Below are 19,967 nucleotides of genomic sequence, written 5' to 3' on the forward strand. Positions count from 1 at the left end.
GATGGAAAAAAAGATAAAGAAAAGAACGGCGGTTGTTTTTACAGCTCTTTTGATATTGGTGACAGGCGCGTTTTTCGTAAATATACTCGTGGGAAATGTTAGGATAAGCCCGCAGGAGATCGCGGAAGTTTTTGCCGGAAAGAGCACCGATACCAAGATCATAAACATAATAATGACGATAAGACTTCCGAGGGCGGTCATGGCGCTGGTTCTCGGGGGCGCACTTGCCGTGTCGGGATTCCTTCTTCAGACGTATTTTGCCAATCCCATCGCAGGCCCTTATATCCTTGGTATTTCATCGGGAGCCAAGATGGTGGTTGCGCTTACGCTTATATTTTTTGCGGGAAAAATAGGAAGGGTATCGAATCTTTTGCTTGTGTTTGCTGCATTTGTCGGAGCGATCACGGCGACGGGATTTATCATCATGATTTCGAAAAAGGTTAGGAGTATGTCGGCTCTTTTGGCTGCGGGAATCATGATCGGATACATCTGCAGCGCGATAACGGATTTTCTTGTGACGTTTGCGGAGGACTCGGACATCGTTAACCTCCACAGCTGGTCGCAGGGAAGTTTTTCCGGAGCGAATGCCGAGGGAGCTCTTTTTTCCGTGATCATTGTGGGAATTACATTTTTTGCGGTGGTTCTTTTTTCCAAAACTCTTGATGCGTTCAGGCTCGGAGAGGGCTATGCAAGGAGCGTGGGAGTTAACGTTAAGCTCTGCAGGATCGTGATAATAATCTTGTCGGGCATATTGTCGGCGTGCGTTACGGCATTCGCGGGACCCGTGTCGTTCATTGGAATCGCGGTTCCGTATCTTATGAGAGAAGTGCTGAAATCGTCCAAGCCGATTCTTTTGATCCCGGCGTCGTTCCTTTCGGGCGCGGTATTTTGCATGCTGAGCGACCTTCTAGCGAGGATGCTCTTTGCGCCGACGGAGATGAATATTTCAGCGGTGACGTCGCTCTTTGGCGCGCCGATAGTTATTTTTATGATAATAAGACGAGGTAAGAGCAGGTGAAAATAGAGAACGTTTCTGCCGGATATCGCAAAAACATAGTGCTTAAGGACGTTAACCTCGAGGTGAAAAAGGGTGAGATCATTTCGCTGATCGGTCCAAACGGCGGGGGTAAGTCGACTCTTTTAAAAAGTATAAGAGGCGAGCTTTCGCTTCTTGGAGGCGCGGTCTACCTCGGCGAGGATGAGCTTAAGACGATATCGCTTCGCGAGCTTTCAAGGAAGATGTCGATCGTTACGACGGACAGGATAAAGCCTGAGCTTATGACGTGCAAGGATGTTGTGAGTGCGGGAAGGCTTCCTTTTACCGATTGCTTCGGATTCGGTTCGGAAAAAGACTCTGCGGCTGTGCAGAGGGCGATGTCGCTTATGAAGATAGAAGCGCTGAAGGACAAGCCTTACGACAAGCTTAGCGACGGGCAAAAACAGAGGACTTTGATAGCAAGGGCGATCGCTCAGGAGCCTGAGTACCTTATCATGGACGAGCCCACTTCGTACCTGGACATCAGGTATAGGATGGAATTTATGGATGTGATCGAAGGGCTTGCAAAAGAGGGCGTGACAATTATCATGTCGCTTCACGAGCTTGAGCTTGCACTTAACTATTCGGACAGACTTCTTCTTATCTATGATGACGGAAGGACGATGTGCGAGGAACCTTCGAAGGTTCTTGAAAAGGGGCTGATAAAAGAGCTCTTTTCACTTACGGATGAGATGTATGAGAAGGCGCTCGGAAAGAGAATGCTATGAACAAGGTAGAATATGAAAAATACAAGATCATAAGCTTTACCGATGCGGGGCGTGAGTTGGCAGAAAGGCTCCTTATTCTTCTTGTGACAGGCGGCAAAGCCAAGTGGGCGGAAGGAGCTTTTTCGGGTAATGCGGAAGATGATCTGCAAGGCAAAAGCGCTGCGGTTATGCCCGTAGAGTCGCTTGATGTTTTTGTAAAAGAAAATTTTGATACCGGAAAAGTTCTTGTATTTATAGGTGCCGCAGGCATTGCTGTAAGAGCGATCGCACCATATATCAAGGATAAGACCAAAGATCCCACGGTCATCGTTATCGATGAAAAAGGCAGGAACGTGATTCCGATTTTGTCGGGGCACATCGGAGGCGGAGTTAAACAGGCGCGCCTTATGGCGATGCTTCTTGGTGCCAAGCCGGTTCTTACAACCGCAACGGATGTTGAGAACGAGTTCGCTGTTGATGTCTATGCCAAGGCAAATGACCTTGTTATATCCGATATGAAGGCGGCAAAAGAGTTTACGGCGCGCCTTTTGGAAGAGAAGAAAGGCTACTACTTTGTAGATGAAGGCGCGGAAGCGTTTGTGGGAAGCGGCATAGGATATGAGAATGTTGTAAGGGTAGAAGACATCGGTGACTTGTATAGTGATGATGCGAATCCTGAGAAGAAAGCTGCGCTGCCGGAGCGCGGTAGAAAGAACTTCTTTGTGATCTCGTACAGAGACGACGATGCACTTTCTGCGCTTGGTTTAAAAGGTGATTTCTTAAAGCTCATTCCCAAATGTATCGCGGTCGGTATGGGCTGCAAGAAGGGTACGGACGGAGAAGCTCTTTACTCTTTTTGCCTTGATAAGCTTAAAGAAGCGAGGATTGATGCAAGGGCGGTGGATGCTCTTGCTTCCGCATCGATAAAAAAAGATGAAGAGGGACTAAAATATGTCGCTGATAAGCTTGATGCATATTTTGTGACCTTTGAAGCGGATGATCTTATGGCGATGCCGGGAGACTTTGAAGCTTCCGAGTTTGCACTTGAGGTGACGGGCTGCGATAACATCTGCGAGAGAGCGGTTGTTGCTCTTGGAGCGGAAGAAGTTCTTGTCCACAAGACCAAGGGAACAGGGATGACCTTTGCTGCGGGTGTTATGAGGCCTAACAAGAAGGGCTCTTTAACCGTAGTAGGAATAGGGCCCGGCGCCTATGAAGATATGACTGTCAGAGCTCAGAAAGCTCTTTTGGAATCGGATGTGATCGCGGGGTATACGGTGTACTGCGATCTTGTAAGACCTTATTACAAGGACAAGGAATACATCTCTACGCCCATGATGGGAGAAGAGAAAAGGGTTGAGCTGGCTCTTTTGACAGCGGCCAAGGGCAAGGCGGTTTCGCTTATCTGCAGCGGGGATGCGGGAGTTTATGGAATGGCGGGACTTGCGTTTCTTTTGGGACAAAAATTTCTTGATGTCGATATCAGGGTAATCCCCGGGGTTACTGCGGCTCTTAGTGGAGCGGCACTTCTTGGGGCGCCTTTAATACATGACTTTTGCCTTATCAGCATGAGCGACAGACTTACGCCTTTGGAGCTAATCGAGAAGAGGCTGCGGTGCGCGGCGATGGCAGATATGTCGGTAGTTATCTACAATCCGGAGAGCAAGGGAAGGAAAGGGTATCTTAAGCACGCGTGCGAAATTTTGTTGGAGACGTTGCCTGAGGACAGGGTATGCGGAATTGCAAATAACATCGGAAGAGACGGCGAGAGCTGTAGCGTTATGACTTTGGCAGAGCTTAAGGATGCGGACGCCGACATGTTTTCAACTGTGTTTATCGGCAATTCCACAACTGCGAATATTGGCGGAAAGATGGTTACTCAAAGAGGATACAAGAGTGAGAGATAAGGATAAAAAGGTCCTGATTTTCGGAGGAACAACTGAAGGAAGAGAGCTTGCATCTGCGCTTTTACGGGCAGGCGTATCGCATGTTGTCAGCGTTGCGACGGACTACGGAAAAGAAATCGAGAATTCCTGCGGTGAAGACAATGTTATTGTAGGAAGGAAGGATGCGGACGAGATGGCAAAGCTTATCTCGGACGAGGGCGTTACTGTCTGCGTTGATGCAACACATCCTTTTGCCACGCTTGTTTCCGGTGAGATCAAGAAAGCCTGCGAGAAGTCAGGGGTAGAGTATTTAAGGCTTCTTAGGGATACGGGAGCTAGGGCTTTGCCTGCGGCGGAAGCATATTCTTCGGTTGAGGCTGCCGCTGACGAGCTTGAAAAGACGGAAGGCAATATTCTGCTTCTTACGGGAAGCAAGGATTTAAAAGCAATAGTTTCAAGAATCAGCGATGTTTCCAGAGTATATGCAAGAGTCCTTCCAAATCTTGAAAGCATTACAAAGTGTGAAGAAGCCGGGCTTAAAGGTAAGCAGATAATCGCGATGCAGGGTCCTTTTTCCAAGGATATGAATATTGCTCTGATAAAAGAGATTGGTGCATCGGTAATTCTTACCAAGGAAAGCGGCGCTGCGGGCGGACTTGATGAAAAGCTTTTTGCGGCAAAAGAGTGCGGAATAAAAGCCGTAATGATAAAGAGCCCCGAGAGTGTGATTACATCGGAAGGCCACAGCTTAACTGAAATACTTGATAAGGTTGGCGTTAAAGATATAGAGGCGGGTATTGAGAGAAAGATAATTACTCTTGCCGGGATCGGACCCGGAGATTCGCGTTATTATACACGGGAGCTTGAGGAAGCGCTTAAGAAAGCAGACGTGATTTTCGGTGCAAAGAGCATTCTTGAGAGAGTAGATAAGAGCGGGATCAAGGCGCATTTTGAACCGCTGTATATGGGAAAGGATATATTGGAGTTTCTTGAAAAGCGCGGGCTTGGTGAAGATTCGGCTCGAAGCGGATTCCATGAAGGCTTGGTAGAGAGTGGCTTCCACGGAAGAGAAGCAAAGGCATCTTATTCAGAGTATAAGCATCCGCTTGCTCTTTTCTCCGGAGATATCAGTCTTTGCAGCGGAGCAAAAAGTGCAGCAGTGATCTTTGGAAAGGCGGGCTATGAAGTTCATAAGATATCCGGAATTTCTTCGATAGCTCTTTTTGCAAACAGATTGGGACTTGGACTTGAAGACTGCGATGTTGTGAGTGCGCACGGAAGAAAATGTAATGTCACGGGATACATTGTCGGCAGTAAGAAGCTTATCGTCCTTCCTTCAAGCTGTGCGCACGCAGGGCAGATAGCAAGGGCAGCGCAAAGCGAGAATCGCGAGGCAGCAGTTTTGGCGATGCCGGGCGAGGTGGGCGAAGCAATCAGAACCCCGCTCCGAATAGTTCTTGGATACGAACTTGGAACTGAGGCGGAGAGAGTTTTTGAAGTTACGGAAAATGAACTTGGAAACGATATCTTTTCACCTGATGAGAAAGGAAAATGTCTATTGTTTATTGAGAATAGAAGCGCGGGCGAAAGCCCTGTGATAAGAGGAATACCTGACGATGAGTTTATAAGGGGCAAAACGCCCATGACCAAAGAAGAGGTGCGTGCGATATCTATCAGAAAGCTTGGGCTTTCTTCGGATTCCGTACTTTACGATGTCGGCGCCGGAACAGGCTCTGTTTCTGTTGAGGCAGCTCTTTTGCATCCCGATATCAAGGTTTATTCGATTGAGAGAAACGATGAGGCGATTGATCTTCTTGAGAAAAACAAAGAGAAGTTCGGTGCAGATAGCATCAATATCATAAAGGGCGAAGCGCCCGCTGCGCTTGAGGAGCTTCCCGCGCCGACCCATGCTTTCATCGGTGGCAGCGGCGGCAATCTCAAAGCTATCATCGAACAACTCAAAAAGAAAAATGAGAACGTCAGGATCGTTATAAACTGCGTTACTCTTGAGACTTTGACCGAGACCCTTTCATTGATAAAGGAGATGAATTTTGCTGAGCCCGATATCGTCCAGCTCAGCGCAAGCAGGTACAAAAAAGTCGGCGACTACCACATGCCCGATGCGATAAACCCTGTGTATATCATAACACTATGAAGAGATACAAAATGCCGGATCATACGATCCGGCATTTGTAATTGATCATTTGCTTTTATATTTTTGTAATTCTTCTTGCAACTTGGCAATAGTAGCATCCTTATTGGCGATAGTGGCTGCTTGTTTGGGAATAAAAAATTCACATTTTTGTTATAAAAACGACAGCAGGTTGTAAAAAACGACAAATGATAGTATTATTTGTATGTGGGTTACATAGAAACAACCTGCGTAGATGATGTATTCATAAATGAATTATGAGTTTTAAACAGCAGAAAACAAAGTAACAATTTTAAAAAGGAAAGAGGGAAAAATATGAAAAAATCATTTATTGCAATGGCAATCAGTGTAATGGTCAGTGCGGCTGCAGTGGGATGTACATCGGCTGATGTTCAGGAACAGGGCGCTATCAACACCGAGACCACGCAGGAAGCAACAGAAGAAGTAACGCAGGAGGCTACAGAGCAGGCGACTGAAGAAACTTCGGAAGAAGCTTCAACTGACACTGCTTCATCTGAGGATTCGTCATCGGATGAGTCTTCCGAAGCTGCTACAGAAGGAGCATCAAATGATTCAAAATCGGAAGCTTCAGACGCAGATGCGTCAACTGCTAAAGCTGATGATAAAAAGGATACGGCTTCTTCAGACAATGAATACGATTCAACGATTGACAAGCTTTTAAAGACAAAAGCGGTTACTCCCGATAAGGAAGAGCTTCTTTCGGATATGGCCAGAGTTGTTACAATTTCAAATGTGCTTGATAAAAATGGCGTTTTTTCTAAAGCGGATAATAATTCAAAGGCCAGACTTCGAAATCAAGTAATCAGGTACAGCACATATGAGAATTCGGAGCTAAAAAAGATTGCATCACTTAAAACCGGAGAAGAAGATTATAAAACCGTTGTAAGTGTAGAAGACGCCAAGAAAATATGGCTGGATTTCTATGGCGAGGATGATTTTAATCCCGGAGAATATGAGGATGTTAAGGATGGAAAGATTTACTATAGTTTTGGTGATGGAGAGCAGGTAGCATTAGCATCACACTGTGAGTACCATGAGGATGATGAGTATTTTCTTTTCACGGGACCGGTTTTTGAGGGACATAACATAAACGACGGAACATTTAAAGGATATGCGGATATATTGTTTAAGAAGAATACTGATAGCGTGTTTGGTTTTACTGCAATATACGGAAGATATAGAAAGGACACGGTAAAGGTAGCTTCCGTCACTACATCTTCAGAACTTGCGGCTTCGAAGGGTAAGAATTATTCCGGTAAGAATCTTATAGACGGTGATTACTCCACAGTATGGTGTGAAGGTGCTAAAGGGGAAGGCGTTGGAGAAACAATAACGCTTAAACTTGATAAGAAGCAGTCTGTAAACGGTGTCCAGATTTGTAACGGTTACACTGCAAGTTATGACCTTCATCATTCAAACGGCGTGCTTACGGATATAGAAGTTGATTTTGGAAATGGCAAGAAGGTAAGTGTAGACCTCTTTGCACATGATATTGAGAACGAAACCGTAGAGGATCTGGTGGAGGATAATCTTAATCATATTGAGCTTGATGAGCCTGTTGAGACAGATACGATCACTATCAAGATCACAGGAGCCAAAAAAGGTGCGAAGTATGATGATACTTGCGTAAGCGAGATTATGGTTTATTAAGAATTAAAAAGCAATGTGTATTGATCTGAAAATACACATTGCTTTTTTGTCTATAATGGATCACAAAGCCCGTACCCCGGGACTATTTCAATCAGCCTGATCCGGTGAATGTCCGGAGTTTCCGTAAGGCTCGATCGCGTCTATTTTTTCCATATCTTCATCTGATATTTCAAAATCAAAAACATTCGCGTTCTGCGCGATCCTGTCGGGATTTACCGACTTGGGAAGCGGAACGACGTCGTGTTGGATCTCCCATCTTAATATTATCTGTGCGACGGTGCGACCGTATTTATCCGCAAGCTCTTTTAACAAAGGATGATCAAGTGACTTGCCGCGCCCGAGCGGGCTCCATGCTTCAACAAGGATGCCGTGCTCCTGACAGAAATCCACAGTATCTTCCTGAAGAAATCCGGGATTTATCTCAATCTGATCGACCGCGGGGATGATATCAAATTCCATGAGCGCCTTAAGATGATGAGTAAGGAAGTTGGAAACACCGATTGCCTTAACTCTTCCCGACTTGTAGATCTCGATCATGGCCCTCCAAGTATCGCGGTTGGTGTTCTCCCAATCATCGTCGAAAGCATAGGAAGCGGGCCAGTGAATAAGATAAAGATCAAGATAATCAAGACCGATCTCGCTCATTGTCTTTTCAAATGCTGCAAGTGTTTTATCGTATCCAAGCTCTGTCTTCCAGACTTTACTTGTCACAAAGATGTCTTCTCTTTTGACATTATTCTCTTTTATAAAGTCGTTTATCGCCTGTCCTACCTGCTTTTCGTTTTCGTAAAAAGCGGCGGTGTCGATGTGGCGGTAACCGGTTTCCAGCGCGGTTTTCGTTGAATTATATGCTTCAACCGGATCTTTTATCTTATAGGTTCCAAAGCCCAGACACGGAATCGCTGTGTCGTTGTTAAGCTTGATTCTTGTAGCAAGTGTACTCATTTCTTTTCCTCTTATATTTATATTCAAACAAGATCACTAAGTTTCTTTCCGAAAAAGAAGTCTTTCTCTATCTTATAAAACTCTTTCCACATCTTAACAGTCTTGCAGCCTCGTGCGCGAGGGCATTTCTCAGCGCCTTTTTCAAGACATGCTACAGGGGCAAAAGAGCCTTCCATGAGCTCAACGATCTCGCCGACCGAGTATTTCTCCGGACTTCTTGTGAGAGTATATCCGCCGTGCTTGCCGCTCACGCCGGAAATAAGACCGCCTTTCACAAGATCTTTTACTATGATCTCAAGATACTTCTTGGAGATACCTTGTCTTTCTGCAATATCTTTAAGGGGAATGTGTTCTTCGTCCTTGTGCTCAGCAAGATCGATCATGACCCTTAATGCATAACGTCCTCTGGTGGAAAACATACAACATCACTCCTTTTCTTTTACCTATTATATACTAGGATAAATGGGCTCATCAATAGTAAAATCCTGCGCTGCGAGCGGGTAAAACAAAATATTACTTCGGGTTATCGCCTGCGATAGATATTACTGATTGAATTACCTATTGACATAGTAGGTCATAGGAGATATTATTGCAACATAAAATTTCAAATTCAAATCCAAATTCAAAGGAGATTAGAGACTATGAGCAATTACAAATTTGAGACACTTCAGTTACACGTTGGACAGGAACAGCCCGATCCCGCTACGGACGCAAGAGCGGTTCCGATCTATCAGACCACATCTTATGTATTTAGAAATTCACAGCACGCAGCCGACAGATTCGGACTTGCGGATGCGGGTAACATCTACGGAAGACTTACCAATTCCACACAGGATGTTTTTGAAAAGAGAATTGCAGCCCTTGAGGGCGGTAGCGCAGCACTTGCAGTTGCATCCGGTGCAGCAGCCATCACTTATACGATTCAGGCACTTGCCGCAAACGGCGGACACATAGTTGCTCAGAAGACCATCTACGGCGGTAGCTACAATCTCCTTGCACATACATTACCTCAGTACGGAATCAAGACTACTTTTGTAGACGCTCATAATTTAAAAGAAGTTGAGGATGCAATTCAGGACAACACAAGAGCCATCTACCTTGAGACATTAGGAAACCCCAACAGTGACATCCCGGACATCGACGCGATCGCAGAGATAGCTCACAAGCACGGACTTCCTCTTGTTATCGACAACACATTCGGAACACCTTACCTCATCAGACCTATCGAGCACGGCGCTGACATCGTAGTTCACTCAGCTACAAAGTTCATCGGCGGACACGGAACAACACTCGGCGGTATCATCGTTGAGGCAGGTAAGTTCAATTGGAAAGAGAGCGGCAACTACCCTCAGATCGCAGCTCCCAACCCCAGCTACCACGGAGTATCTTTCTACGATGTTGTAGGACCTGCTGCATTCGTAACATATATCAGAGCCATTCTTTTAAGAGATACAGGTGCAACAATTTCTCCTTTCAACGCATTCCTTCTTCTTCAGGGTGTTGAGACACTTTCACTTCGTCTCGACAGACATGCGGAGAACACCAAGAAGGTTGTTGAGTTCCTTAAGAACCATCCCAAGGTTTCCAAGGTCAACCATCCTTCAATTGCAGATCATCCCGATCATGCGCTTTATGAGAAGTATTTCCCTAACGGCGGTGCTTCAATCTTTACATTTGAGATCAAGGGCGGAAAAGAAGCTGCTTGGAAGTTCATCGATAATCTCGAGATCTTCTCACTTCTTGCTAACGTTGCCGATGTAAAGAGCCTTGTTATCCACCCCGCTACAACAACTCACTCACAGCTTAACGATGAGGAGCTTGCCGATCAGGGGATCACACAGAGCACGATCCGTCTCTCGATCGGAACAGAGCACATCGACGATATCATCGCAGACCTTGAAAAAGGATTTGCAGCCATTTAAGCTAACAAAGTTTTTTCTTCATAAATCTTTAGATATACCGCTTGGCTTCACGGCCGGGCGGTATTTTTTTCGGCAAACTTGCGTCTGTGTGGTACAATATACTTTGTAATTCAAAAACGCTTAATAGGAGGAAAAAGAGATGAAGAATAAATTTCTTGTTGCGCTGATGACAGGATGCGTTCTTGCTATGGCTGTCGGATGCACATCTCAGGAAGAAACTGCGACAGATGCAGGCTTTGAGGAAATGGCTCCTGAATTTGCTACAGATGAGAGCCAGGCACAGACCGAATCTGAGCCGGAAGAAACAGCTGAAGCTCCCGCAGAGGAATCTAAGGAGACTGCAGAGGATACTCAGCAGAGCGCAAGTTCAGATATTGCAGACGGTACATGGAGCGCATATCTTGATAACACAAGAAAAGATGACGCAGGTAAAGTAGGAGAAGTAGGAGAGCCGATGAGCATCATTTATGACGGCGGATTAGAAGGCGACGTGCTTAACGTAGTCGGAGTGCTTGCTCCCGATCCTTACGATCCCACAGGATTTACTGCTGATGGCTCACATGCACTTAAGCTTACAGATTCAACCGAGTTCGTTATGAGCGGCGGAGATACAGGCCCTGAGACGGTTACAAAGGAAGAATTCGGAGAGCATTTCAAAAATTGTCTTGGCTCAGGCGGACTTGCCTTTGAAGTTATTATCGAGGGCGGCGCAGTTAAGAAAGTGACCATTTCAGCGTAAGCATAGCTTGCAATCTAATATTGATTATAATTTCAAATGTGATCGGGTCTCCCAATGTAGGTATTGTGGAGACCTGATTTTGTACATAACTTTGAGGACATAAATAAATGCAATTTATTTTTTTCATATATTTTATCCTCCCCGTGATCCTGTTTTGGGGTTCAAGGATAGCAGAAGAAGGTAAGTGGAATGATGGATTTCTTTCTCTGGAACAGACCAAAGCTTTTCAGGGAATCTGCGTCGTTGCCATTGGCGTTCATCACATTTCTCAAAAGGTTTTTGCAAACCGGGAGGTTGCTGTATTTATCAGAAACATGCTGTCTCCTTTTGTTAATATCGGAGTTTTTTTGACCGCCGTATTTTTCTTTTTTAACGGATATGGTCTTTACAAGAGCTATATAAATAAGCCCGGATATCTTGACAATTTTTTGAGGAAAAGACTGGTCGCACCTGTTGTGGCCTATTATGTAACGGGATGGATATTTCTTGCGATAAGAGTTTTGGTCGGAGAAGAAATGGGACGAAAACTCTTTTTGCTTCAGCTTACAGGAGTTGTTCACAGCAGTCCTTACAGCTGGTATATAGTTGTTCTTTTAATCTTTTATGTGGCGTTTTATCTGGTGTTTAAGCGTGCCAAAAACGAACGCTCCGCAGTGACTCTTTTTACAATTATTGTATTTGCGTACATTGCGATATCTCTTTTTATCCCAAGAAATGATTATTTTATCAGAGGCGAGTGGTGGTATAACTCTGTTTTCATGCTGCCTCTGGGTATGTTGTTTGCAAGAAACGAAGGTCGGATCATAGATCATGTAAAAAGACATTACGCCGTCTATCTCGTTATTCATCTGATCTTTGCTTACCCTGCGTTTAGACTGTCTTATTTTGTATATAAAAAACTGGGCTATTTTTCTGCAAGCATTCCAAACGGCGTGATATACAAGTTCCTAAGTCTCTCGGCGCAAATGCTTGCATTATATGTGTTCATTGCTTGCATCCTTCTGATCGGAATGAATATAAGGCTCGGAAACAAGGTGCTGGCATTCTTTGGAAAGTATACTCTTGAGATTTACCTGATACACGGAATATTTGTTGAGCTTTACGATCATGACTTTGTGGGAATAGCACCTTCACCTTTCCCCATAGAAAAAGTCAGCCTTTACGCGCTCGCCGTGATCGCATCAACCATCCCACTTGCGCTGCTCCTTAAGAAGCTTGAGAAGGTTGTCACAGGGAAATAAGTTGGATGGTAGAGATGATTGCAACAAATGTGCAGGGATAAATGTTTATTAGATAAAGACATTGACCATGGTTAATATAAATTGAAGGATGATAGGAATTGTGTATAAGAAAAAATTTATTGTGATGGCTACAGCGTTGATGTTAATCGCTGTTATTTTGACCGGATGTAGGATTATTCCGCACAGTAGGTTTAATGTCAGACAGTATGTGTTTAAAAAATATGGACTTTGGAATATAAGCATATCCAAAGAATCTGAGGAAAAAGACGGAGCTGATGTTTGGACTGTCGTAGATAAAAAGAATGACGTAGAGTTCAGCGTCACCGATTTGTTTAACCTTGGTCATGATGGATATTATCTAACTGATGATTATGAATTTTCACTTGTTATGAACAAAAGTGACATATTACTTGATGGATTCGATGAGTTTGAGTGTGTTGATAATTCTGACAATCCATATTATCCGGTCAAATTTGAGTTTCATTACAAAAACCTTGCCGATCTTAGAAAACGTTGTGATGAACTGGAAGAAATCTATAGACGTCTTAGCAAAATGAATTCAGAAGTTGCAGTAACTTATAGCAGCATTTTGGATTTTTCGTTTAAAGAAGATGTAAACAATAAATTGCCTGATGTAGACCTTGATGACGCAGATATCTCTTTTAAAAAAAGTTGTGGAAAAAATGTAGGAGATGAAATCTATAACGAGATCAAGCTGTACTATGTCTGGCACGCGTATAACTATCAATGGCCGGTCTTTCTTGATGACATAACGGAAAAAGATATAGAAGAGATGCTTGCATATGAACATATGATACATGTCAGCGTAGTCAATGCCGATGAGACCGAAGAACTCATTCCTGATGTCATATCATACAGATGCTGGGATCTTACATTTGGAAGCCTGTATCTTCTTTTAAAGGAAAAAGGATTTGATGTCACCGGATATGCGACACATTATACAGTCTTAGCTCCTTCCGGAATTGAATACGAATTTTCCTATGATTTCTATGACGGAGACGGAATATATGTTTTGGCGGATGGGGAGAAAACTTTTTTGAGGAACTATGATGATGATTTTTATATCTCAACTGAAGAGATAGAAGAGTTTTTTGGCCTCGATCTTAACGTGAGATAAGTTGGGTGCATAAATATGAGTGGAGTAAATTTCAAATTAAAAAGACAATCATCGGAAACGATGCTCGAATTATCTCAAAAGATCATAGATGAAATGACAAAAGGTTTCTTTTCATCGGAGATCGAGGTTTGCAATATAGAACATGTCGGAGATACAGAAGTTTTACTTCTTGGATTCGAAAGATACTATCTTAGAGCAGGTAGTAGCGCAGCTGTGATCATCCAATGTATTTGTACGGGCGATACTCAAATGGCAGTGGTTTCCGGCCTGGGCGGTGAAACCGGACTACTCCATGAAAGTTGGGGTGCTAATGAAGATATAGCGTATAAAGTTTTGGGAATATTAAGAACCTACGGATTTGCGCAGGAAAAAGAGGAGAGTATGAAATGCGGGAGAAAAAATTATCCATAATATCAATTGCAGTTCAGGCTCTGCTTTTTTATTTGATGACTTTAACCGGTAATATATCTTTTTTATTTATAGGTGTTAGAAGTATCTTTATTCTTGTGTGGGTAGGAGTTTTTGCGATAGTGGATTATACCTATACAAAAGATATCAAGCATGCAATAAAAATGGGAATTATTTATACCGTTATATGGGGAGCTGTTGGGAGCGGTGTGGAATATTTGCTATTCGCGCTGTTTAACAGGTTACCTGATATAGTGACCGGTGCATGGTATGGTGTACAGAATGTTCTGTGCTTAGGCAGTGCGTTGGCAGTTAGCTATTATTTTTTCTCCGGACGAAAAAAGATAAATAAGTTGATAGTAGTGGCAATGGTTGCCGTGTTTATCGTATTTATTATAACAGTGAATTATATTATTCAGAATGTACCAACTGATTTTTCGGGTCACGTTTTTAATATTATGTCAATGATTGTATATCATCCTCAGGACATTGCGCTAAAGAGGGTCTCGGCAATATTCTACGGTATTGAAGGCGTGCTGAGTTGTGTATGTTTTGGGAAGGGGAATAAATAATTGCAAATGTGCAGAATTTGCTTTTGTGCGTGGACGCAAGCAGCGAGTGTCCATCGGAGATGCGATAGTATATATCAGAGTTTTTGGCGATGATTTAATCTATAAAGATTAAAGGAGACAGTCAGAATGATGAATCATTCTGATTGTCTCACAGAGTCTTTAAAAACACATTGTTCTTACTTTGGGCAAATTCAAGCAGTTCCTTGGTGAAGCCGCTTTTGGAATATATCACGAAGTACTCATTTCTATTATCTTTTTTCCAATTGACTGCGGGGGATTTTTTTTGGAGATTTTCAAGTGTTTCCATTCCTTTTTTGTTTTTAGAATATTTGCATTCTCCAAATACAATATCCGTACCGACCGAATCATATGCAAGGATGTCAATCTCGACATCTTTTGATCCCCACCATCTTCCGACACGATTGAATGAAACGCCTTCAGAGAGAAGACTCCATACATCGTTTCTGCAAATGTCTTCATACACATATGAAACGTGATTATCAATAAAATTGTTCTTTATCTTATCCTCTACATAGTTTGAATGCCCTGATTCCAGCATGCTTTTGTTTGGATAAACAAACTTAAACCAGAATGAAATGAAATTATCCTTGATTTGGTACAATCCCATCTTGCTCTTTTCGGGATTCTCTTCTGTGATAGGAACTTCTCTTTCAACAATGTCCAGATCAATAAGCGTTTTCAGATATGAAGTCAGATTTGATTGAGATACTCCTAATGCAGATGAAATCTTGCTTAGCTTATGATTTCCCGCAGCTATTGTTTTTAACACGGAAAAATAACTTCCTATCTCCGTGACTTCTTTTTGAAGTAAGAACTCCGGTTCTGCGTACAAGAATGATCCTGTTGCTAAGATGTTTTCGTTTATTGATCTGTATATGTTCTTTTTTGTGTCAAAAAGTTCTATGTATTTAGGTACGCCACCCGTTACGGCGTATTGCTGTATCTGTTCTTCAAGTGATAATGACTCATTAAATTCGTGGTAAAAAGAAAAATCGATCTGTTTTAACTTTATTTGAGCGGTTCTACGGCCATAAAGAGGAGAGTCATAGTTCAAAACCTGTGATGTCATCATGTTGATCAAAGAACCGCATAAGATAAGCATCACATTAGACTTGAGCAATATTTCATCCCAGGCTTTTTGCATGATGGAAGGGAACGCTTTATTGGCTTTGCATAGATATTGAAATTCATCAATTACAAGCACGATACGTTCTTTTTTTGCTTCATCAGCTATTATTTTAAATAGTGGTGTCCACGAATCCAAAGAGGCACTTGCCAATAGTTCGTTATTATATTTCTCGGCTATAAGCTGTCTAAATGTATTTCTGTTTTCTGATTCATTCTCCTCGGTTGCCAAAAAATATATTGAGTTCTTATTTTTACAGAAATGGCTGATGAGCGTAGTTTTACCAACCCTGCGTCTTCCGTATAAAACTACAAAGGAGGCAGAGTTTCTTGAGTATTCATTTTCCAATGTTTTCAGTTCATCAATTCTATCTATGAATGTGGACATAGTAGATACCTCAAAAGTTATATTTGTAATTATTATAATTCAAATTATTATAATTGTAAATATAACTTTTGCTTATTGCTTTTTATATTAGCACCATGTAAAAGGTATATTTCACATATTCAGATGTTCTATTATTTCCTTTACACATAATGAATTCTTAGATAATCTGTTAATAACATATATTTGACTGCATTTGCTATTATGATGATATTATAAAATGTTTTGGAAGGGGAATAAATACGACTGATGATTGCATTATTGCTTTTAGGAATTTCTTTATTTGCATTCGGTATAGTATTTGTTCTTTTGTGGCTGATACTGTGTCTGCCAAGCAATAACAGATCGGTAAAATGCACCGAGCATACTGAAGGAACGGTGATACGTTTTTACTCGGGAGATTCGATTGACATCGCGCTTCCTGTGGTTGAGTACTATGTGGCCGGTAAAAGATATAAAGTAGTCGGTCCGAAATTCAAAGGAATAAAATTCAAAGAAATACCGGATCCATTCAATAAACATGCTGTTTCGGAGGAATCCAATCTTACTACAAGAGAAGATCTTCCTGATGTATTGAAGGTTACTTATTACGATCATAAGCTGATGAATAAGCACAAAGATCCGATCTTCGAGCTTTATCCTATAGGAAGTCGTGCTTCTGTTTATTACAATCCCGACAAGCCAAAGATGGCCTATGTGCAGAGATGCATTACATATGGCACAGGATATAAGATTATGTTTGTCTTAGGGATTATCATGTGCGTTGTGGGGATTGCGTTGTTTGTGGCTTATTTTATTATTTGATTATGACTGAAAATGAGAGAGGTGATACAAATGGCGAGACGAAAAGAAATACGTTATCATAAGCCCTATATGGGAGCGTTGAGCGGAAGAATCGGAAGAAGTATTATCGAAACAATCCTTAGCACACCAAAATCGGATCTAACAGAACTTCATAAAAGAGCAGAAGAATGCAGACGTGCTATGCTGGCTGAAGAGGAGAATGAAAAATAAACCATGAGTCGAACAATAGAAATTATGAGAAACGAAGCGGCTGTACAGGCATCAATACAAACTGCAAAAAGTTTTGGTGTGTCGAATGAGAAAATCGTTGAATATTTGCTTTCCACATACGAATACCTCAGTAGAGATGCGGCTATAAGATTTGTGGAAGAGTTTGAAGAGGATTAAATCTTGTAATTATCAAAATATAAGCTCTAACGTAATCATACATCAATCTCCTTATTTTTATTGCTATAGAGCTTCGCTGTCAATAGTGTGAAATCTGTCATTTATGACAAGTCCTCTATTTGTCATATTTTAGTGTGTTTTTTGACCAAATACAATAGTCGAGAAAACCGCCGTATGAGTTGGGAACATTAGTTGAAAAAAGAATTTGCAGAGAATACATCATTTGCAAGAGCATACGACAAAATTTACGGCTCGGATAGACAAATGTCGGAGTAACCCGTAATTCCAGAGGTGCTTTTACGGGTCGGAGAAAAAACAAGCAATATTACCCGTAAACACAGGCATATTATTACGGCTCGCGTAGAGAAATGCGGCTACAACCCGTAAATCAATACGAATCATCAAATGCGCATCATTCTATGCAATATTATTATCGGTCTCATCTCCCAATCTTGTGGAGATGAGGCCTTTTTTGCCATATTCTTGCTATAATCTTGCCACAATCTTGTGGCGCCTTGGCCCCCCAATCCCCATATCTTGCGGTTGAAAATACAAACAAACGTTCGTATAATAAAGGTGAAGAAACGAACAAATGTTTGCAAACAAGTCAGGAACTATAATCAGGGAAAAGATCAGTAGATTAGTACAACTCAACCGAAAGAGAGGGCTTTGATATGATATTGGCAGTTGATTTTGACGGAACATTAAGTCTTGGAGAGTGGCCGGAAGTTGGGCCTGCGAACGGGGCTCTTATCACATATCTTAAAGAGAGACAGAACCTTGGAGACAAGCTTATATTGTGGACGTGCAGAGCGGGAGAGGCGCTTGCCGATGCGGTTGATTTTTGCAGCAGTAACGGGCTTGAGTTTGACGCCATCAATGACAATCTTCCCGAGATTACAGAGAAGTACGGCAACAACAGCAGGAAGATAAGTTGTGATCTGTACATAGACGACAGGGCAGTCGGTTGCACCGACGCCGCTGTGGAGTATGCGATTAAGCAGTAAGGATGTGTTATATGAACCATGGGAAGAATAATTGATAAAGTAGATGTAATCTGTGAGCACAAGAGCGACGGAACCGTTATTCCGCTACGCTTTAGGCTTGTAAATGAGGATGGCGCCTACGAGGCTTACACGATAAAGGGATACCGCGAGATCCTTAAGAAGGGCTGCTACACAACACCGGACGGCGTCACGGTCAGCAGCAGAGACAAGATCTTCGAATGCCGCGTCCTCATCCTCGATATATACCGAACAGTCCGCCTGTATTTCAATACAGCCACCTGCGACTGGAAGCTCTCCGTGTAGAGCGGGTCCACCTCCGCAAAAGTAATTGTACACCGCCTGCTCTTTGGTTATAATTATAGGAACAGCTTGTATATTACAGCAAAGGACGGACTCAAGATGGAACATATTTTTCCAAGAGTACTTATATGTGCACCCGGAAGCGGCAGCGGTAAGACTGTTATTACCTGTGCGCTCCTTCGTATTTTGATAAAGAAAGGTCTTTTACCCGCATCGTTTAAGTGTGGACCCGATTATATCGATCCGCTCTTTCATCAGAAGGTGCTGGGTATCCCTTCCAGAAATCTGGACTTTTTCCTTGCCGGTAAGAGCGGAGTTATGCGCTCACTCAAAAGAGGCATAAAAGACAGAAATATAGGCATCATTGAGGGCGTTATGGGCTTCTACGACGGCCTTGGTGCTTCGTCCATAGAGGGCTCAAGCTATGATATCAGTAGGATCACGGGAACTCCCGCGATTCTTGTTGTCAACGCCAAGGGCATGAGCAGATCTATAGCAGCCGTTGTTAAGGGCTTTTGCGAGTACATGGACTATGATCATAACCAGATCAAGGCTATCCTTCTCAACAACATTTCTCCGTCCATAGCTCCCGATATCATCAAGCTTGTGGAGGAAGAGGTACATATTCCCGTTATCGGATACCTTCCTCAGATAAAAGAGGCTGATATTATGAGCAGGCACCTGGGACTTGTGCTTCCCGATGAGGTTCCCGAGCTTGTAAGCAAGATAGATGTTGTCGCAGATAAACTTGAGGAGAATCTTAATTTTGAAAAATTCCTTGAGATCGCTGCGGAGGCAGATACTATCCCCGACGTTGAGGAGAGCTTTGCTCCCACGTACAAAAAGAAAAGAGCTCTTTTTAATCCTCACATTGCGATCGCGATGGATGAGGCATTTTGCTTTTACTATGAAGATAACCTAGATATGCTCAGGGATATGGGTGCTAAGATATCATTCTTTTCACCGCTTCATGACAAGCAGCTTCCAAAGGCGCAGGGCTATATCATAGGCGGCGGTTATCCCGAACTGTATGCCAAAGAGCTTTCTGAGAACACCGACATGATCAACAGCTTAAGGGGAGCTTATCTTAGAAAAGTTCCGATCTTTGCTGAGTGCGGCGGATTCATGTATCTTCAGGAAAATATGAAGGACAAGGATGACAACGAATATCCTATGGTCGGCGTGATCCCCGGTGAATCGTATATGACGGACAAGCTGTCGCATTTTGGATACGTTACGGTGACGGCTGCAAGAAACAACGACTACTTAAGACCGTTTGAATCAGTGAGCGGACATGAGTTCCACTACTATGATACATCCGACAACGGAGATGCCTGCATAGTATCCAAGGGTACAAGAAACCGCTATTGGAAGGGAATACATTCCAACAACAATCTGTTTGCGGGATTCCCTCACCTTTATTATCCTTCATGTCCCGAACTCATCGAGCGATTCATGGAGAAGGCAGTCGGCGGCCTTTGATAAGCGCCGGAGAGATTTACCTATAGCGGGAGGACTTTG

Annotated in this window: 20 protein-coding genes; 17 read left to right on the forward strand and 3 right to left on the reverse strand. The window is 42.9% G+C overall.

The window, feature by feature from the left end; genetic code table 11:
• Position 1: 1 nt before the first annotated feature.
• The 5 genes from D6856_RS07625 to D6856_RS07645 all read left to right on the forward strand — a co-directional run bounded on the left by D6856_RS07625 (position 2) and on the right by D6856_RS07645 (position 7,452).
• Positions 2-1,018 carry a FecCD family ABC transporter permease gene (locus tag D6856_RS07625; protein WP_120686408.1) on the forward strand — a complete coding sequence of 339 codons (1,017 nt, stop codon included), beginning with the start codon at positions 2-4 and terminating at the stop codon, positions 1,016-1,018.
• Entirely contained in the window at positions 1,015-1,764 is a 750-nt protein-coding gene (locus D6856_RS07630; RefSeq protein ID WP_120686409.1) for an ABC transporter ATP-binding protein, read from the forward strand. The genes D6856_RS07625 and D6856_RS07630 overlap by 4 nt, the downstream gene beginning before the upstream one ends.
• Positions 1,761-3,650 carry a precorrin-3B C(17)-methyltransferase gene (gene cobJ, locus D6856_RS15545; protein ID WP_120686410.1) on the forward strand — a complete coding sequence of 630 codons (1,890 nt, stop codon included), beginning with the start codon at positions 1,761-1,763 and terminating at the stop codon, positions 3,648-3,650. The genes D6856_RS07630 and cobJ overlap by 4 nt, the downstream gene beginning before the upstream one ends.
• Positions 3,640-5,784, forward strand: coding sequence for a precorrin-6A reductase (gene cobK / locus D6856_RS07640; RefSeq protein WP_158588864.1), 2,145 nt, complete (start codon positions 3,640-3,642; stop codon positions 5,782-5,784). Before cobJ ends, cobK begins: the two co-directional genes overlap by 11 nt.
• Positions 5,785-6,096: 312 nt before the next feature.
• Positions 6,097-7,452, forward strand: a complete 1,356-nt coding sequence (locus D6856_RS07645; protein WP_120686412.1) for an NADase-type glycan-binding domain-containing protein — start codon at positions 6,097-6,099, stop codon at positions 7,450-7,452.
• 87 nt (positions 7,453-7,539) lie between these two features.
• On the opposite strand, the gene D6856_RS07650 is transcribed toward D6856_RS07645, so the two are convergent.
• Both D6856_RS07650 and D6856_RS07655 read right to left on the reverse strand, forming a co-directional pair.
• Positions 7,540-8,397, reverse strand: a complete 858-nt coding sequence (locus D6856_RS07650) for an aldo/keto reductase (protein WP_120686413.1) — start codon at positions 8,395-8,397, stop codon at positions 7,540-7,542.
• A gap of 23 nt (positions 8,398-8,420) precedes the next feature.
• Positions 8,421-8,816 (reverse strand): RrF2 family transcriptional regulator, encoded by a 396-nt coding sequence (locus tag D6856_RS07655; protein ID WP_092242283.1) that lies wholly within the window; start codon positions 8,814-8,816, stop codon positions 8,421-8,423.
• Positions 8,817-9,038: 222 nt separating this feature from the next.
• On the opposite strand from D6856_RS07655, the gene D6856_RS07660 reads away from it, so the two are divergent.
• The 6 genes from D6856_RS07660 (at position 9,039) to D6856_RS07685 (ending at position 14,417) form a co-directional block, all read left to right on the forward strand.
• Positions 9,039-10,319, forward strand: a complete 1,281-nt coding sequence (locus tag D6856_RS07660; protein WP_120657234.1) for an O-acetylhomoserine aminocarboxypropyltransferase/cysteine synthase family protein — start codon at positions 9,039-9,041, stop codon at positions 10,317-10,319.
• A 139-nt stretch (positions 10,320-10,458) separates the two neighbouring features.
• Positions 10,459-11,058: a hypothetical protein gene (locus tag D6856_RS07665; protein WP_120686414.1), complete on the forward strand. Its 600-nt coding sequence runs from the start codon at positions 10,459-10,461 to the stop codon at positions 11,056-11,058.
• A gap of 107 nt (positions 11,059-11,165) precedes the next feature.
• Positions 11,166-12,299 (forward strand): acyltransferase family protein, encoded by a 1,134-nt coding sequence (locus D6856_RS07670; RefSeq protein ID WP_120686415.1) that lies wholly within the window; start codon positions 11,166-11,168, stop codon positions 12,297-12,299.
• A 100-nt stretch (positions 12,300-12,399) separates the two neighbouring features.
• Entirely contained in the window at positions 12,400-13,437 is a 1,038-nt protein-coding gene (locus D6856_RS07675) for a hypothetical protein (RefSeq protein WP_147367815.1), read from the forward strand.
• 15 nt (positions 13,438-13,452) lie between these two features.
• Complete coding sequence (locus D6856_RS07680) at positions 13,453-13,848, forward strand: DUF6054 family protein (RefSeq protein ID WP_120686417.1); 396 nt, start codon at positions 13,453-13,455, stop codon at positions 13,846-13,848.
• Positions 13,824-14,417 carry a hypothetical protein gene (locus tag D6856_RS07685; RefSeq protein ID WP_120686418.1) on the forward strand — a complete coding sequence of 198 codons (594 nt, stop codon included), beginning with the start codon at positions 13,824-13,826 and terminating at the stop codon, positions 14,415-14,417. Before D6856_RS07680 ends, D6856_RS07685 begins: the two co-directional genes overlap by 25 nt.
• Positions 14,418-14,565: 148 nt before the next feature.
• On the opposite strand, the gene D6856_RS07690 is transcribed toward D6856_RS07685, so the two are convergent.
• Complete coding sequence (locus tag D6856_RS07690; RefSeq protein ID WP_120686419.1) at positions 14,566-15,951, reverse strand: AAA family ATPase; 1,386 nt, start codon at positions 15,949-15,951, stop codon at positions 14,566-14,568.
• Positions 15,952-16,197: 246 nt separating this feature from the next.
• Here D6856_RS07690 and D6856_RS07695 point away from each other — a divergent pair, with 246 nt between their 5' ends.
• From D6856_RS07695 to D6856_RS07715, 6 genes are all read left to right on the forward strand, one after another.
• On the forward strand, positions 16,198-16,752 hold the full coding sequence (locus D6856_RS07695) for a DUF3592 domain-containing protein (RefSeq protein WP_120657226.1): 555 nt from the start codon (positions 16,198-16,200) through the stop codon (positions 16,750-16,752).
• Positions 16,753-16,782: 30 nt separating this feature from the next.
• Entirely contained in the window at positions 16,783-16,962 is a 180-nt protein-coding gene (locus tag D6856_RS07700) for a hypothetical protein (protein ID WP_120686420.1), read from the forward strand.
• A gap of 3 nt (positions 16,963-16,965) precedes the next feature.
• On the forward strand, positions 16,966-17,139 hold the full coding sequence (locus D6856_RS15165; protein ID WP_207667270.1) for a hypothetical protein: 174 nt from the start codon (positions 16,966-16,968) through the stop codon (positions 17,137-17,139).
• A gap of 674 nt (positions 17,140-17,813) precedes the next feature.
• Positions 17,814-18,146 carry a hypothetical protein gene (locus D6856_RS07705; RefSeq protein WP_092242307.1) on the forward strand — a complete coding sequence of 111 codons (333 nt, stop codon included), beginning with the start codon at positions 17,814-17,816 and terminating at the stop codon, positions 18,144-18,146.
• An 18-nt stretch (positions 18,147-18,164) separates the two neighbouring features.
• Entirely contained in the window at positions 18,165-18,449 is a 285-nt protein-coding gene (locus D6856_RS07710; RefSeq protein WP_092242310.1) for a hypothetical protein, read from the forward strand.
• A gap of 96 nt (positions 18,450-18,545) precedes the next feature.
• Positions 18,546-19,928 carry a cobyrinate a,c-diamide synthase gene (locus D6856_RS07715; RefSeq protein WP_120686421.1) on the forward strand — a complete coding sequence of 461 codons (1,383 nt, stop codon included), beginning with the start codon at positions 18,546-18,548 and terminating at the stop codon, positions 19,926-19,928.
• Positions 19,929-19,967 lie beyond the last annotated feature (39 nt).

It is taken from the genome of Butyrivibrio sp. XB500-5 (assembly GCF_003625505.1).
GTDB lineage: Bacteria > Bacillota > Clostridia > Lachnospirales > Lachnospiraceae > Butyrivibrio.